12 protein-coding genes are annotated in these 14,942 nt (G+C 46.4%); 9 read left to right on the top strand and 3 right to left on the bottom strand.

Annotated elements, in window-relative coordinates; genetic code table 11:
* The first annotated feature begins 24 nt into the window (after positions 1-24).
* Positions 25-936 carry a YVTN family beta-propeller repeat protein gene (locus tag PCH02S_RS04290; protein ID WP_127450396.1) on the top strand — a complete coding sequence of 304 codons (912 nt, stop codon included), beginning with the start codon at positions 25-27 and terminating at the stop codon, positions 934-936.
* Between the two features lie 8 nt (positions 937-944).
* On the opposite strand, the gene PCH02S_RS04285 is transcribed toward PCH02S_RS04290, so the two are convergent.
* Positions 945-1,979, bottom strand: a complete 1,035-nt coding sequence (locus PCH02S_RS04285) for a stalk domain-containing protein (RefSeq protein ID WP_127450394.1) — start codon at positions 1,977-1,979, stop codon at positions 945-947.
* A 124-nt stretch (positions 1,980-2,103) separates the two neighbouring features.
* Here PCH02S_RS04285 and PCH02S_RS04280 point away from each other — a divergent pair, with 124 nt between their 5' ends.
* Together PCH02S_RS04280 and PCH02S_RS04275 are read left to right on the top strand one after the other, a co-directional pair.
* On the top strand, positions 2,104-2,886 hold the full coding sequence (locus PCH02S_RS04280) for a class I SAM-dependent methyltransferase (protein WP_164819435.1): 783 nt from the start codon (positions 2,104-2,106) through the stop codon (positions 2,884-2,886).
* A gap of 174 nt (positions 2,887-3,060) precedes the next feature.
* Positions 3,061-3,459 (top strand): hypothetical protein, encoded by a 399-nt coding sequence (locus tag PCH02S_RS04275; protein WP_127450391.1) that lies wholly within the window; start codon positions 3,061-3,063, stop codon positions 3,457-3,459.
* 437 nt (positions 3,460-3,896) lie between these two features.
* Here the strand turns inward: PCH02S_RS04275 and yicI are convergent, their stop codons facing one another.
* Positions 3,897-6,218: an alpha-xylosidase gene (yicI, locus tag PCH02S_RS04270; RefSeq protein ID WP_127450389.1), complete on the bottom strand. Its 2,322-nt coding sequence runs from the start codon at positions 6,216-6,218 to the stop codon at positions 3,897-3,899.
* A 129-nt stretch (positions 6,219-6,347) separates the two neighbouring features.
* Here yicI and PCH02S_RS04265 point away from each other — a divergent pair, with 129 nt between their 5' ends.
* The 6 genes from PCH02S_RS04265 (at position 6,348) to PCH02S_RS04240 (ending at position 13,855) form a co-directional block, all read left to right on the top strand.
* Entirely contained in the window at positions 6,348-7,229 is an 882-nt protein-coding gene (locus tag PCH02S_RS04265) for a helix-turn-helix domain-containing protein (protein WP_127450387.1), read from the top strand.
* A gap of 55 nt (positions 7,230-7,284) precedes the next feature.
* Positions 7,285-9,021, top strand: coding sequence for a sensor histidine kinase (locus tag PCH02S_RS04260; RefSeq protein ID WP_127450551.1), 1,737 nt, complete (start codon positions 7,285-7,287; stop codon positions 9,019-9,021).
* Positions 9,014-10,117 carry a response regulator gene (locus tag PCH02S_RS04255; RefSeq protein WP_127450385.1) on the top strand — a complete coding sequence of 368 codons (1,104 nt, stop codon included), beginning with the start codon at positions 9,014-9,016 and terminating at the stop codon, positions 10,115-10,117. The genes PCH02S_RS04260 and PCH02S_RS04255 overlap by 8 nt, the downstream gene beginning before the upstream one ends.
* A gap of 160 nt (positions 10,118-10,277) precedes the next feature.
* On the top strand, positions 10,278-11,987 hold the full coding sequence (locus tag PCH02S_RS04250) for an extracellular solute-binding protein (RefSeq protein ID WP_127450383.1): 1,710 nt from the start codon (positions 10,278-10,280) through the stop codon (positions 11,985-11,987).
* Between the two features lie 75 nt (positions 11,988-12,062).
* On the top strand, positions 12,063-12,953 hold the full coding sequence (locus PCH02S_RS04245) for an ABC transporter permease (protein ID WP_127450381.1): 891 nt from the start codon (positions 12,063-12,065) through the stop codon (positions 12,951-12,953).
* 17 nt (positions 12,954-12,970) lie between these two features.
* Positions 12,971-13,855 (top strand): carbohydrate ABC transporter permease, encoded by an 885-nt coding sequence (locus PCH02S_RS04240; RefSeq protein ID WP_127450379.1) that lies wholly within the window; start codon positions 12,971-12,973, stop codon positions 13,853-13,855.
* Between the two features lie 66 nt (positions 13,856-13,921).
* On the opposite strand, the gene PCH02S_RS04235 is transcribed toward PCH02S_RS04240, so the two are convergent.
* Positions 13,922-14,908, bottom strand: coding sequence for a LacI family DNA-binding transcriptional regulator (locus tag PCH02S_RS04235; RefSeq protein ID WP_164819434.1), 987 nt, complete (start codon positions 14,906-14,908; stop codon positions 13,922-13,924).
* Between the last annotated feature and the right edge of the window lie 34 nt (positions 14,909-14,942).

Below are 14,942 nucleotides of genomic sequence, written 5' to 3'. Positions count from 1 at the left end.
GATTACTTAGGAGTGTGATCCCTTGTGACCATAAATAGACGTATACCCTCGTTTCATTTCGCCTACGTTACGAATTTCAACGACAATACCATCTCGGTAATTGACACCCGAACCAGAAAGGTCAAGGCAACGATCAAGACGGGAAGAGGTCCCTTTGAGATCGCGGTCACCCCCGATGGGAAACATGCGGTTGTCATCAATAAAACGGATAATACCGCTCAAGTCATCCAGCGAAGTACGAATAAAATTATTAGCACGATCCCAGTCGGAAAAAGTCCGTCGGATGTAGGAACATCGCCTAAGTACGTGTATGTTACGAACGCAGCCGATAATACCGTTTCAGTTCTATGTATAAAGAAGAGAAAGGTCATTCAAACGCTAAAGGTAGGTAAGAGACCGGTAGGCGTAACTGTCACACCTCAGAAGATAGGACAAAGAACGCTAGGTTTCGTGAGCAATCACGACAGCAATACGATTTCTATTTTTAATGCGAAATGTAATAAAGTCATAGATACCATTCCCGCTGGAGTGGGTCCGGATCAAATTGCTTTTACCCAAAACAGCAGATTGGCTTATGTGACCACGAACAACAACGTTTTGGTCATTGGCACAAGAAGCAGAAAGATCCTTACCAAAATTAAAGTCGGCTCAACACCTGTGGGAGTAGCGATAACGCCAAACGATCAATTTGCTTATGTCGGTAATGAAGGAGATAACACCGTTTCCGTCATTATGCTTAAGAAAAATAAAGTGATAGCTACCGTTCCGGTAGGCAAGAAACCCGGCATAGTCGCTATCACGCAAAACGGCAAATTTGCCTATGTGGCTAATTTTGGAGAAAATACCGTCTCGGTTATAAGAGTCCGGGATAATAAGGTCATAGACACGATAAAAGTAGGAAATGCTGCCTCGGGTCTAGCCATTATCCCACTTTGATGTAGGATTTAGAACATTCTTCTAGCCGTGGCAAAACGTTTTTTCCATTTATCGGTAAAGTCTTCATAATGTACGCCTTGTTCTTTGGAATAAGTATGAAGAATCCGCCCGTCTCCTGCATAAATGCCAACATGCCCGATATCGAGCCCGCGTGCGTCAAAAAATAGCACATCACCTTTGCGCAGCTCATCTAGAGGGACTTCCGTTCCTTTCAATGCTTGGTTGTAGGAGACTCGCGGGAGATCGATTGACAATGCTTGCTTGAACACATATTGGACGAATGAGGAGCAATCGAATGTCTTGGTTTGACCGGATTCCGCCCCGAATTCATAAGGCGTTCCGAGAAATTTAGCTCCGAAAGCTAGCAATTCATCGGCTTTTTTATCCGCTGAAGCGACGTTGGCGTAATCCGTATACTGGGAGGCTGCAGAAAGGAAACCAATGGTCTTGTCCTTCGTCTGCACCTCCAGCCAGTTGGCGTCCACTTCCCGGATGACATGAATGTTCTCGCTTTTCGGAATCATTCGAAGCACTTGCGCACTCGTATTCGGAGCGTCCCGCAGATTGACGCCATATTCAATCTTGGTTTCATATTCATTCGCCGAGGAAATCGTAATTGATCGCGAATATTCATGCCATTTTACGAGATTGCCCAGCGTCTCGCTTATTAATCGAAGCGGAATCATCGTGGAGCCGTCAATAATTTTACCCGCGATCGGCATATCCAGCTGGTCTTTATTTTTATAAGCCATCATGTCGCCAATGCGGTATGTAAAAACGATATCATTTTTCGTAGCGGTAACTGTTCGAGTGTTGTCATCCCAAGCAACTTTTGCGCCTTCAGCCTCAAAAATTGCACGAAGTGGAACGAGACTGTAGCCATCTTCGATAACGGGAGGCGTCTCAAAGCTCAACGGATGGCCATCGAGATAGACGGGAAGCGATGTGTCCGTCGTATCTGCATGAGTAATTGCTGCCGGGAGCATGCCCATGAGCAGAAGCATTAACGCGGTTCCAGTTTGCAAGCCATTTTTTATCTTCATATCCTATACTCCTTAGCTGACTTTAGTAATGTTTAGACGCAGAAGAAAGCTTGTTTGTTGCTCTAAAATTTGTGGTAAATTAAGGATGTTGGTTAAGGAGTCAGAAAAAACTGGGGGGATGGATGTGCAAGAGGAGTTTTCGAGAGCAAACAAGAAGGCTTGGGAAACGAAAGCGTATCAGGCTTGGGTGCAGCATTTTGGGACACCGGCTGAACTTGCCGAAGAATTGAAACGGGAGCACAAACATCATCTGCGATACTGGTTAAAATACATAGGAGATCCAAATGGGAAGCGAATGATTAATCTTCTTGGTTCGCACGGGAGGAAAGCAATCTCTTTTGCGATGTTAGGCGCGGATGTAACCGTCGTAGACATCTCTGAAGAAAACCGCTTGTACGCCAAGCAAGTTGCCGATGCCGTAGGTGTGAAGCTCGACTATATTTGCTCGGACGTCTTGCAAATCCCGAATGAAGAGTCGCTTGGCCAGTTTGACATCGTGCTGATGGAGTTTGGCGTTTTGCATTATTTCACTGATCTTAACGCTATCTTTGAGGTGGTCCGTCGCAGGCTTGGGAACAAGGGCCGGTTTCTGTTGACCGACTTTCATCCTTTTGCACGAGCTTGGCTGAACACGGTTAATCTGACTCAACCAAGCGGCAACTATTTTGAAAAGGAGACCAAAGAAGGGGAGGTAGCGTTTGCTAAATTGCTGCCTGAGGAAGAACGCTCCGGATTGGAGAAGGTTCTCGTGCGAAGCTGGACGCTTGGCGAGATTATCACGGCCATTGCAGCGTCCGGGCTTGTGATACGCGCATTGGAAGAGATACCAAGTCCTTCGGATGCTAGGTTTCCTGAGTTTTATACGTTAGTGGCTGATAAGGTGGAGTTGGAGCTATCGCCGCTCTGAAGTGATCTAGGTGTCCTAGCCACCAGATAGGCTTCATTAGGGAACTATGGTCATCTATTTCGGGGAAAACGAGCTGTTTCTACCAGGCTAGGGGAACTACAGGGTTTTATCTAGCCGCTTTTTCGCGTTTTTCGGGTGATAGCGGAAAATAGGAGACCGTAGTTCCCCCGGCAGGTGGAACATGTACTTTTTCAGGGGAATAGAGGCCTGTATGCGGCTGAATTGCGCCTCAATGAGGCAAGAAAGTTAGTGGGCGAGCAGGGCAAACTTTCCCTCACGGACCATCATTACGAATTCAACAGAGAAGCTCTGCAAAAAGCGCAGCCTGATTATATCATCGGTATTGAAGCTTGGATCGAAAAAGATGAGCAAACCAGGCTTAAGCAGATTGCTCCTTCCCTGTTTCTGCCGTGGGAAGAAGGTTGGCGGCGACACGCCGGCACTGTCTTGTATGATGATCTTCAACTAGCCCCAGCAAGTCATAAGGATACTATCTGTTGGACGCAAGCCATTGAGGTTCAGGATCTTGGCACCTATGAGGCAGACCATATTCTGCTGAGTGCCCAAAGATGAGATCTCACAGGCGACGTGGCATCGAATGAGCCGATCTCAAGTATGGCAAGAACTGAAAGCTGTGAAAACGAAGCAAATACACACGATTGCGGGTTATACCGGATTACAAGGTAGATAAGACGCAGATCCTTCACTAGCTCACTGCCGTCGATACGACGACATGCCCAAAACCAGAAATGATGGGAACTACGGTACACTATTTGCCATAGAAAAGGCCAGTTGGCAGAAGGAGGGGAACTACAGGCCACTAATTCAGCATAAGATGCCCAAATGCGGTATCCATGGGCATATAAGACCCTGTAGTTCCGCTCGCAGCTCGAAATTAGCCTATTTCGTTGAAATAGCGCCCTGTAGTTCCCCTTCGTTTAACAGCACGCCAGCAACAAAAAAAGGCAGTTCCCAAAAGTAGAAGTTTCTACTTGGGGAACTGCCTCTTCTTATAACTTAACGACTACAAGCGTTCTGCCCGTTCCAGGCGTAAGCACGATGCCGTTAGCGGAATCGATCCACTCCGCCCCGTCTACGCCGGCGACTTCATGAATGCCTCGCAGCACGATCGTATACGGCTTTGTTGCCCCTTGGATGAAGAAGTTCACTTCTTCATCACGGCGAACAGCCTTCACAGTCACTTCCAGCTCGCCTTGCAAGCTGTACAAATTCGCTGCAGCGCTGGCGCCATCCTGCAGTTCAAACAAATGCAGGGATACGCCATCCGCGTAGTCGTAGTCGGGCTTCTGATCATTCGCTCCGATTGCGACTAACGAATTCGGCTTAACGAGCAATGGCAGCGTCATGTAACCATGGGTTTCTTCGTGCCATTTCCCGCCTTCAACGACTTTGCCGCTAAAGAAGTCGGTCCAGCGGCCTTGCGGCACATAATACATCACTTGCCCGCGATCATTAAAGATTGGAGCCACGAGCAGGTTGTCGCCTAACATGTACTGCGTATCCAAATGATGGGTGGAAGGGTCCGCAGCATAGTCGAGCACCATGGCGCGCATCATCGGAATCCCCATCTCGGTCGATTGGACGGCACTTTCAAACAGATAAGGCATCAACGTGCTTTTGAGCTTCGTAAAATGCCGGAGAACATCAACGGCTTCTTCGTCAAACAGCCACGGAACGCGGTAAGACTCGTTACCGTGCAGTCGGCTGTGGGAAGACAGCAGGCCGAAGGCGACCCAGCGCTTATAAATATCAGGCGGCGCTGTTTTCTCAAAGCCGCTGATGTCGTGACTCCAGAAGCCAAAGCCGGATAAGCCGAGCGACAGGCCTCCGCGCAGCGACTCCGCCATGGAGTCGTAATTCGCCGAGCAGTCGCCGCCCCAGTGCACAGGGAATTGCTGGCCGCCTGCTGTGGCTGAGCGGGCAAAAAGCATCGCTTCATTTTTGCCAAGTTTTTCTTCCAACACCTCAAAGACAGCCTTGTTGTACAGGAAGGTGTAATAGTTATGCATTTTCAGAGGATCAGATCCGTCATAGTACTTAACATCCGTAGGGATGCGCTCGCCAAAGTCCGTTTTGAAGCAGTCCACACCCATATCAATCAGCCGTCTCAAATGCCCCTTGTACCACTCCGTCGCTGCCGGGTTCGTGAAATCGACCAGCCCCATGCCAGCCTGCCAGAGATCCCACTGCCACACGTCATCTTCCAACGTTTTGACCAAATAGCCATTCTCCATGCCTTCTTTGAACAGCGGAGATTTCTGGCCGATGTATGAGTTGATCCATACACAAATTTTGAGGCCTTTGTCCTTCAGCCGTTTCAGCATGCCTACCGGATCGGGAAACATATCGGCATCCCACTCGAAGTTGGTCCATTGATATTCTTTCATCCAGAAGCAGTCAAAATGGAAAACATGCAGCGGAAGGTCGCGTTCGATCATCCCGTCGATGAAGCTGTTCACGGTGGCTTCGTCGTAGTTCGTTGTGAAGGACGTGGTTAACCACAAGCCGAACGACCAAGCTGGCGGCAGGGCGGGTTTTCCAGTCAACTTCGTGTAATTGTTCAGAACGTCTTTCAGCGTTTGGCCGCCGACGATGAAATACTCCATGTTTTCGCCAGGTACGCTGAATTGGACTTTGGAGACGACCTCGGAACCAACTTCGAACGAGACATGCTCAGGATGGTTGACGAACACGCCGTAACCTTTACTCGATAAATAAAAAGGAACATTTTTGTACGCTTGCTCGCTGCTTGTGCCGCCATCTTCGTTCCAGATGTCAACCGCTTGCCCGTTTTTCACGAAGGGGGTGAAGCGTTCCCCAAGGCCGTAAATGTGCTCGCCGACACCAAGGTCCAGCTGTTCGCGAAAGTAAACATCTTTGTTATCTGTTGTGATGTGTCCCGCGCCTTTGCTATTGGAGCCGGTCAAACGTTTCTCTTCGTAAAAGAATTCCGTTGCCCAAGTCTCTTGTTTATTTATTTTGACACTCAGATTGCCGGATTTAAGCGTCACTTGGTGACCGCTCTCATCTATAGTGACAGGCGTCAGCGGATTTTCGAACAATTCAAAAGCCGGTCCCTTTGCTTGCTTGCCTGCATGATGCGTCCAACGTACCCGGATGACATCAGGGATTGGTGAGCTAATTTCACAAGTCAGCAATGCGCCGTTTAGAGTATCGCCTTTTCGCTGAATCCTTCGCGCAGCGGCATAAACCGTAAGACTGCTGCCGTTTTGTTCCACTTCGCGGACATCGACAGGGTTCAAAACTGTGTATCCTTCTTTTGCCATCCAATAGCCATTCGAAAATTTCATTGCCATCAGCCCTTCGTTGTAATTTAATATAAGTATATTGATTTATAAATCGCTTTCCTTTCTTTATATTGCTGGTTTGTATCAGTATTTTGACATAGGGCTTAATTTGGTGAAGGAGGAACGAAAGCTATGCAGCAGGCGCATTTAAAAGAAGACCGCGTTCACGGCGACCCGCTATATCCCATTCGTGTATATGAAATTTGCTGTCAGCCAGGGGAAGAGCTGCTGGATCTTCATTGGCATGACGAGTTGGAATTTCTTATGCTGACGAAGGGAAAAGCCACTTTTCGCGTTTCTATGGATGATTATGAACTGGAGGCGGGGGAAGCGATTTTCGTGAATGCCGGTCAGCTTCACTCGGGTTACATCACCTCAGAAGAAGCATGCTGCTTCACAGCCGTGGTGTTTCACCCCGATATTGTAGGAAACGGGCGGTTTGATCTTGTGGGCGAGAAATACATCACACCGCTTATCCAGCAGAAATATGTCATTCCTGCCCATATCACACGTCATTCGGCAGGCGAAACAGAGCTGCTTGAACTGCTTTTGCAAGTGTTCGATTTGAACATTAACGAATTACCGTTATATGAATTGACGACAAAAGGATTGCTGCAATTAATGATTTCGAAGCTGATGATGTTGGGAGGGCCCTCTTATCGCGAGCTTCCCCCTGCGGTGAGCCCGACGCATATTGACCGGCTAAAACTCATTATTGAATATATTCAAATGAACTACAGCGGGCCTATTCGCTTGGAGGAGTTAGCAGCGCTCGTTTCCTTCAGCGAGTCTTATTTCTGCCGATATTTCAAGAATTTTACTGGAAAAAGCCCACTGGAGTACTTAAATCAGGTACGGGCACAGCGAGCGGCTTACCTGTTGAAGGATACGGATAAGAAGATTACGGAAATTTCGCTGGATGTGGGGTTTAATACGCTAAGTTATTTTATTGGTGTGTTCAAAGCGCATTTTGGTTGCACGCCTTCCGAATATCGCAGAAAAGCCCATGCATAAGGAATGGAAACAGAATCAGGGGTGAAGTCATGTGTTTGCTAAGCTAAGAGATTATATGAAGTCGTGGATGTACGATTATTTAACTTTAAAAAAGCGGATATTTATCATCTTTCTCTGCAGTACGCTGATACCGTTTATTTGTATCGTTCTCATCTCTTATTACACGATTTACTCCATCCTGACGAATAAAATTCAGAACGGGATACAGAGCAATCTGAAGCAAGTCGAGCTCTCCTTGGAAAGCACGATCAGCAATTTAAATCACGTTTCTCAGCAGCTTGCTTTTCCAGGAAGCGTAGGGAAAAAGCTGGATCAGATGTTATCGCTTCCGCCTAGCCAAACCTATGAACGATCACAAATGATCAGCAATTTAAGAGATGAATTAAGCTTAGTTACCTTTACGAATCCAAATATCGGTCTAACCTTGTATTATTTTCAAAAGGATAATACCTATGATCTCGAAAATGTAGGGGTCAAAGATAATTTCTCTCCTGAAAAGCTGCCGTTGCTGGCGGAATACTCAGGAATTTCGTATTATGGCCCTCATATCAGCAACAACCGGTTCGATAACAACTTTGTTTTTTCGGCACTGAGGAAGGTGGATTTGCCCATGCGCGATGACGTGTATGTCTACATTGAATCGGGGTTCCATCTGACGCAAAACATTCTGAACAATGATCAATTCGGCGGCGGGAATTATCATATTTTTCTCGACAATAATGGTCGAATCGCCTATACGGAGCTGCCCAATGCGTTCGTGAAGGATACGATCTTCCCGAATTTTTCCAGTGAGAGCACGCACGGCAAGCTGAATGAATTTATTTGGTTTCGGCAGGCGAGCAATCAAGGTTGGAGTATCGTATCCGTCATTCCGAAAGCTGATTACAATAAGGAAATGAATCGGTGGTTTCTGCAAATTTTAATGTTTGCGCTTATTTTTCTGGGGATTAGCCTGCTGATGGCATGGCTTTTATGGAAAATGGTTTATGTTCCTTTGAATGGATTTAATCGAGAAATCAAGCTGATGGCGCAAAATCGCGCGCAAACGCTTAACGTAAAAACCAAAATACCGGAGTTTGACTTCCTTTTGAACCAATTTAGACAGATGAGGGGGCAGATTTGGGAGTTGTTCGCCGAGGTTGAACATAAGGAGAAGCGGCGAGTGGATCTTGAAGTTGAGAAGCTGCTGTATCAAATAAATCCTCATTTTCTGATGAATACGCTCGATACGGTGCACTGGTTAGCCCTTATGAATGGTCAAACTGAGATCGATCGTCTTGTTTCTTCCCTTAATAAGCTGCTGCATTACAATTTAGGCAAGCTGGGAACGGCTTCTACGATTAATGAAGAAATTGAGGCCTTGAAGCAATATTTGACACTGCAGCAAATCCGTTATGATTTTAAGTTTGATGTCCAAATGCACGTTGATGAAGATGTTTGGAGCATGCCGGTGCCACGGTTTATCCTCCAACCGCTGGTGGAAAACTCTCTTTATCATGGGCTCAGCGACGATGGGTATATTCGGGTAGATGTGAATCTAACGAATACCATTCTCATTTCTATTCAGGATAACGGTTCAGGGATGTCGGAAGAAACGATTCAAAACCTCCTGCATAACCCGGAAATCGAGAACAAAAAAGTCGGCATGGGGATTGGGCTGAATTATGTGAAGCGGATGCTCGAATCGCAATATGGCGATAAGGCGGAGCTGCGTATACAGAGTGTGATCGGCAAAGGGACAACGATATTTGTAACGATACCTATTAGGGAGGGGAACCGCCGTCATGATTAAAGTGATGATTGTCGATGACGATAAGTTGGTGCGTAAAGGGCTGATATCTGCCATGCCTTGGAGCGAGTTTGATATGGAGGTTGTCGGAGAAGCGAGCAACGGCGAGAAGGCGTTGGAATTCATGGCTGACCATGCCGTCGATTTACTGCTCACGGATTTAGCGATGCCCGTCATGTCGGGGATTGAGCTATTGAAGATTGTGCGCAAGCAATATCCGGCTATGTATACCGTTGTGCTCACTTTCCACCAGGATTTTGAATATATCCAAGAGGCGCTGAGGCTTGGCGCTATTGATTATATTGCCAAGGTGCAGCTGGAAAAGGAGCGCTTTGAAGAAGTATTGGGGAGAATTCATAAACGGATTCTGGAGGAACAAAAGCCTGCTCTGCCAGCACCGGACGTCTTCTACGAGGGGGTTGGCTCACAAGACGAAACCGTTCCGCAAGTGGACAAGGCTGTGCCGGATCTAGATCAGGTGAAGGAACAATGGTCGGGGCACGAATGGATTCATCAAGATCCGTTATTCGCTGATCAGGTCAAACAGTTAAAATATTTGCGTTTGCCGCAAACGAAGCTAATCGGGCTTTTATATACGTTAACGGATAAATGGAATCTCTTATTCCACCCTGTTCATATGGCGAAAATTGCGCTGCCGGACGCTTTTGAGAACTGGCCGGAGGTTGAAGCGTGGTTAACCGATACGCGTGACATGATCCGCAAGGCGATGGACAAACCGGCGTTCTCGCAAGAGGTCGTCGAATGCGTGATGAAAGCCGTTCACATCGTCAGCGAAGAGATGCAGGAGCAGATTACTGCGGCCATCATTGCGAAGCGGGTGAATATGAGCAGAAGCTACTTCAGCCAGTGTTTCAAAGAAATTATCGGCATTAATTTTAGCGAGTTTTTGCGCAATAACCGAATCGACAAGGCGAAGGAGTATTTGCTCTATACGAATAAGACGATTTTGTGGATTGCTGAGCATGTAGGCTATATGGATGAGAAGTATTTTAGCCGCAGCTTCCGGGAGCAAACCGGACTATTGCCAAGCGAGTATCGGCAGAGGCATGCATCAGGTAGAGAAATGTCCGAAAGTTAGGGGGTCAAATGCCGGAAATTCCGATGATGGGATGTGAATGCCAGTAAAATCTCGGTCAATTACCCATCTAAGGTGTAACCGTTTTCTCTCCTTGCAGGGGCATAATTCATGTTATTTTTATCGTGTAGACAAATTATATAAACGAAAGAAGGGGATTTATATGAGCAAGCCTAAAAAAAGCATGCTGCTTTTACTTGCAGGAATGCTAGTTGTCTTATCTGCCTGTTCGGAAGCGAATACGGCTAAGGAATCACCTAAAGCTTCAACAGCGGCTACACAAACTGCGGGTGCACAAACAGCAGCAGCAGGCCCTTTCACCAAATCAGAGAAACCGATTACGATTAAAATCGGGAAAGATGTTGACGCAGCGGACAAAAGCTTGCCAGCCGGAGATTCGCCGGAAAGCAACCAGTATACCCGCTATATTAAAGACAATTTGAATATTGATACCAAAATTGTTTGGCAAGCGGCAAGCGGGAAGGATTACGATCAAAAAGTTAACCTATCTATTGCCAGCAATGATTTGCCGGACGCTCTTGTTGTGAAAGACACGCAGTTCAGACAAATGGTGAAAAGCGGTCAGCTGGCAGATTTGACAGAGGTTTATAACAAATATGCCTCACCGGCGCTCAAAAGCATCATTGATAGTACAAAAGGTCTTGCGCTTAAATCCGTTACTGTAGATGGAAAAATGTATGCCCTTCCAAACGTAACGACGGAATCGGATATGGTTCATATGATGTGGATTCGCAAGGATTGGCTGGATAAATTAGGCTTGCAGCCGCCGAAAACGATGGATGAACTGGAGAAGGTAGCCAAAGCCTTTGTCGAACAAGATCCAGACGGAAACGGCAAAGCGGATACGATCGGGATTTCAGGCCCGCAATTAGGCGGCTTGTTGAATGCAGATTTTATCAACCCTAACAATAATAACTATGGTTTCGATCCGATTTTCGCTTCCTACCATTCTTATCCAGGATTTTGGCTAAAAGGTGCTGACGGTAAAACAACGTACGGTTCCCTTCAGCCAGAAACGAAGCAAGCGCTCTCTAAGCTGCGTGATCTGTATTCCAAAGGCTTGATTGACAAGGAAATGACCATTCGTAAGGATGCGCAAGAGTTGATCAAAAATGGAACTTCCGGTATTTACTTCGGTCTATGGTGGGCTGGCGGATACGGTCCATTGGCGGATGCCATCAAAAATAACCCGAAAGCGAACTGGCAGGCTTATGCGGCACCTCTGGATGTAAATGGCGAATTTACGCCACACATGGGGAACCCGACGAATCAGTATCTCGTTGTTCGGAAAGGGTATGAGCACCCGGAAGCTGCTATTCAAATGGAAAACTTGTTGCTGCGTGACGAGTCCAAATTCGATGTGAAAGTAGCCATTGGCAACTATCCATTACGTATCGTATATGCTCCAATGGATGAGATGGACGTTACGTACAAAATGATGAAAGAAGTGCTTGCCGGTACCAAAAAACCGGAGGATTTGGATCTCCCAGGATACAAATTGCTGAAATCCGATGCGGAAAAAGTGAAAAAAGTGAAGTTGGAGCCTTACGATAAATACGATATTCAGTATTGGGATCCGAATGCGGATTTAGGAACATGGAAACGGATGTATTCAACACTTGTAGGGATCTCCGCGCTCCAGCTGCCGTATAAGAAAACCTACAGCGTAACGTACTCCCAGACGAAAACGATGGAAAGCCGATGGGCTGCGCTGGATAAATTGGAAAAAGAAACGTTCCTCAAAATTATTATGGGCGCTGCGCCGTTGGAATCCTTCGACAAGTTCGTCGAGGACTGGAAAAAGCAGGGCGGAGATCAGATTATTAGTGAAATTGAAGCGAACTTGAAATAGTCGCAAGGGCACACCAGGCGCCAGACTACTCTGGCGCCTTTCCCTTAACAATAAAGAATGGAAGTGATTGATAGGATGGTTACGAAGGGTTTTGCCAAACATTACTATCTCATGCTTCTTCCTGGCTTTATATGGTTGACGCTGTTTAGTATCGTGCCTATGTTCGGCATTGTCATTGCTTTTCAGGATTTTAATCCAGGTTTAGGCATTTTTCATTCCGAGTGGGTCGGGCTGGAAAATTTCAAGTACATGTTTTCATTGAACGACAGTAAAACGGTGTTTTTCAATACCTTGTTCATTGCTGTTATGAAAATTATTGCGAATATGATTGTTCCGTTGGTCTTCGCGTTATTGTTGAATGAATTGCGCATTGCGGTGTTGAAGAAATGGGTTCAGACGATTGTTTATTTACCACACTTTTTATCTTGGGTTATTCTTTCCGGTATTTTGCTTGATATCTTGTCCTATAAAGGACCTGTTAACGGGTTGCTGGGGTTCTTCGGCATCAGTCCTACGCTGTTTTTCGGCAAGGCGGAGTTGTTTCCTTTTATCATCGTTGGAAGTGATGTTTGGAAGGAATTTGGTTTTAACACCATTATTTTTTTGGCGGCTTTAACGGGGATTAATCCGGCACTGTACGAAGCGGCTGCGATTGACGGCGCTACGCGCTGGCAGCGATTGCTTCACGTCACGCTTCCCGGCATGATGACAACGGTCATTTTACTTTCGGTGCTTAGCTTAGGGAATGTCTTAAATGCGGGTTTTGACCAAATTTTTAACTTGTACAATCCACTTGTGTATTCAAGCGGTGATATTATTGACACTTGGGTCTATCGGACAGGTTTATTGAATCTGCAGTATGGATTGGCTACGGCAATGGGGCTTTTGAAATCCATCATTAGTTTTGCGTTAATTACGACTTCCTATGTGCTAGCCGCTAAGTTTGCAAATTATCGTATTTTTTAATATAAAGGAGCAGGATTATGGTCAGAGAAACAACAATAGGCTCCAGAGTGTTCGATCTTTTCCTTATCGTGCTGCTGGTTGGCATCGCTCTTTTGTGTGTGCTTCCTCTCTGGTACACGCTGGCTGTTTCGTTAAGCGACAATGCGGCAGCGTCCTCGGGGCAGGTCAGTTTCTGGCCGGTGGGATTTAACTTGAATTCCTATCATGAAATTATGGGCGATAGCAAATTTTTCAATTCCTTTTGGATCTCGATTCAACGTGTTGTTCTGGGATCGACCCTGAACTTTGTTATTATAGTGTTGATGGGGTATCCTTTATCGAAAAATACAAAAGATTTGCCGTTTCGCAATGTCTTGATGTGGATTTTGGTATTCACGATGTTATTTAACGGCGGCTTGATTCCTTGGTATCAAACGGTTAAATCACTAGGTCTGATTAATAATATTTGGGCGTTAGTCCTCGGGAACAGCGTTCCGATCTTCAGCGTTATTCTGGTCATTAACTATTTCCGGAATTTGCCGAAGGAGCTGGAGGAAGCGGCACTCGTCGACGGTGCAGGTCCTTGGTATATGCTTGTAAAAATATTCATTCCGCTGGCTGTTCCTGTACTCGCGACTGTGACTTTGTTCAGTATCGTTTATCACTGGAATGAGTTCTTTAACGGTCTGGTGTTGATGTCGAATGCGGATCATTATCCACTGCAGACCTACATTCAACAGCTGGTGGTCATTGTGGATGCCAATACCATGACTGCGGAGCAAATTCAGAAGATGAGCGAGCTGTCCAACCAGACGTTGAATGCGGCGAAAATCTTTATTGCGATGATCCCGGTGCTTGTCATCTACCCGTTCTTGCAGCGCTTTTTCATTCATGGGATTACGCTTGGTTCTGTGAAAGAGTAATGAGAAAAATGGCTGGCTCTGTGTAAACAGAGCAGCCGTTTTGTGTTATATGGGGGTGGCGGTGTCTCAGACGGACTCCCCTTGCAGTACATGATGGTCGATCAATGTCTCGGGCGGCACTTCCTCATCGTTAATGCGGCGAATTAATAAATCAGCGAGTTTGGTACCGATTTCGTTCACATTATAATCCACCGTCGTGAGGGAGGGATTCATATATTTTAGAAACTCAATATTATCGAACCCCATGAGTCCGACTTGGTCGGGTACGCGGATTTTACGTGCTTTCAGCCATTTCAAGACTTCCAATGCGTACACATCGCTGGAGCATAGAATGGCGCATTTGCTGTCGATTGTTTCCATTAGTGTTTCTAATTCCGCCAAATATTGCTTCTGAGCAATGATGTTAAACCGCATATCCGGAATTTGCGCACAGGCTTGTACGAAACCTTGATATCGCTGCTCAGGCACATAAATATTTTCTTTGCCTTTGCGCATCAAGGGAGGGCTTAAGTAGATGAGATGGCGATAGCCCTGTTCGGCAAGAAAGGCAACAGAATCACAGATCGCCTGTTTATCGTTAATCCAAATATAGGGAAACGGGCCGGCCAGCCGGTTGCCAAATGTTACAATCGGTGTGCGTGAGCGAAGAAGAAAAGACTCGAATTTTTTGTTGTCATTTGCCGGCAGCAGGGCAATGCCGTCGACACGACGATCCAATAAATTGTTGAGATATTCCATTTCGAGCTCCTTGTCGCGATTGGAAAGTACCAAATAGACGATATAACCTCGTTTCCGAGCTTCAGCCTCGAAAGCATGGAAGAGCTGGGAGAAAATTTGGTTATGGATGTCGAATAACACGATGCCAAGTGTTTTCGTATGTCCTTTGACAAGGCTCTGAGCCAAGAAATGCGGTCGGTAGCCAAGCTCTTCAGCGACGCGCATGATCTTATCGCGTGTGTCCGGATGAATGCCGGGACGGTTGTTCAATGCGCGATCTACGGTCCCTCGGGTAACGCCGCACAATTCGGCGATTTGTTTGCTGGTAACGTTCATAGGCATGGACCTCCGTGAAAGGCTCTAGTGGTCT

The organism is Paenibacillus chondroitinus NBRC 15376 (assembly GCF_004000765.1).
Classification (GTDB): Bacteria; Bacillota; Bacilli; order Paenibacillales; family NBRC-103111; genus Paenibacillus_E; species Paenibacillus_E chondroitinus.
Note: the sequence above shows the minus strand (reverse complement) of the source record. Positions and strands in the feature narration are given on the sequence as shown.

What these genes read in the sequence shown, in the direction of transcription:
- PCH02S_RS04285 (WP_127450394.1), bottom strand. Translation starts at nt 1,979, where the DNA reads ATGAAGATAAAAAATGGCTTGCAAACTGGAACCGCGTTAATGCTTCTG.
- yicI (WP_127450389.1), bottom strand. Translation starts at nt 6,218, where the DNA reads ATGAAATTTTCGAATGGCTATTGGATGGCAAAAGAAGGATACACAGTT.
- PCH02S_RS04265 (WP_127450387.1), top strand. Translation starts at nt 6,348, where the DNA reads ATGCAGCAGGCGCATTTAAAAGAAGACCGCGTTCACGGCGACCCGCTA.
- PCH02S_RS04260 (WP_127450551.1), top strand. Translation starts at nt 7,285, where the DNA reads ATGAAGTCGTGGATGTACGATTATTTAACTTTAAAAAAGCGGATATTT.
- PCH02S_RS04255 (WP_127450385.1), top strand. Translation starts at nt 9,014, where the DNA reads ATGATTAAAGTGATGATTGTCGATGACGATAAGTTGGTGCGTAAAGGG.
- PCH02S_RS04250 (WP_127450383.1), top strand. Translation starts at nt 10,278, where the DNA reads ATGAGCAAGCCTAAAAAAAGCATGCTGCTTTTACTTGCAGGAATGCTA.
- PCH02S_RS04245 (WP_127450381.1), top strand. Translation starts at nt 12,063, where the DNA reads ATGGTTACGAAGGGTTTTGCCAAACATTACTATCTCATGCTTCTTCCT.
- PCH02S_RS04240 (WP_127450379.1), top strand. Translation starts at nt 12,971, where the DNA reads ATGGTCAGAGAAACAACAATAGGCTCCAGAGTGTTCGATCTTTTCCTT.
- PCH02S_RS04235 (WP_164819434.1), bottom strand. Translation starts at nt 14,908, where the DNA reads ATGAACGTTACCAGCAAACAAATCGCCGAATTGTGCGGCGTTACCCGA.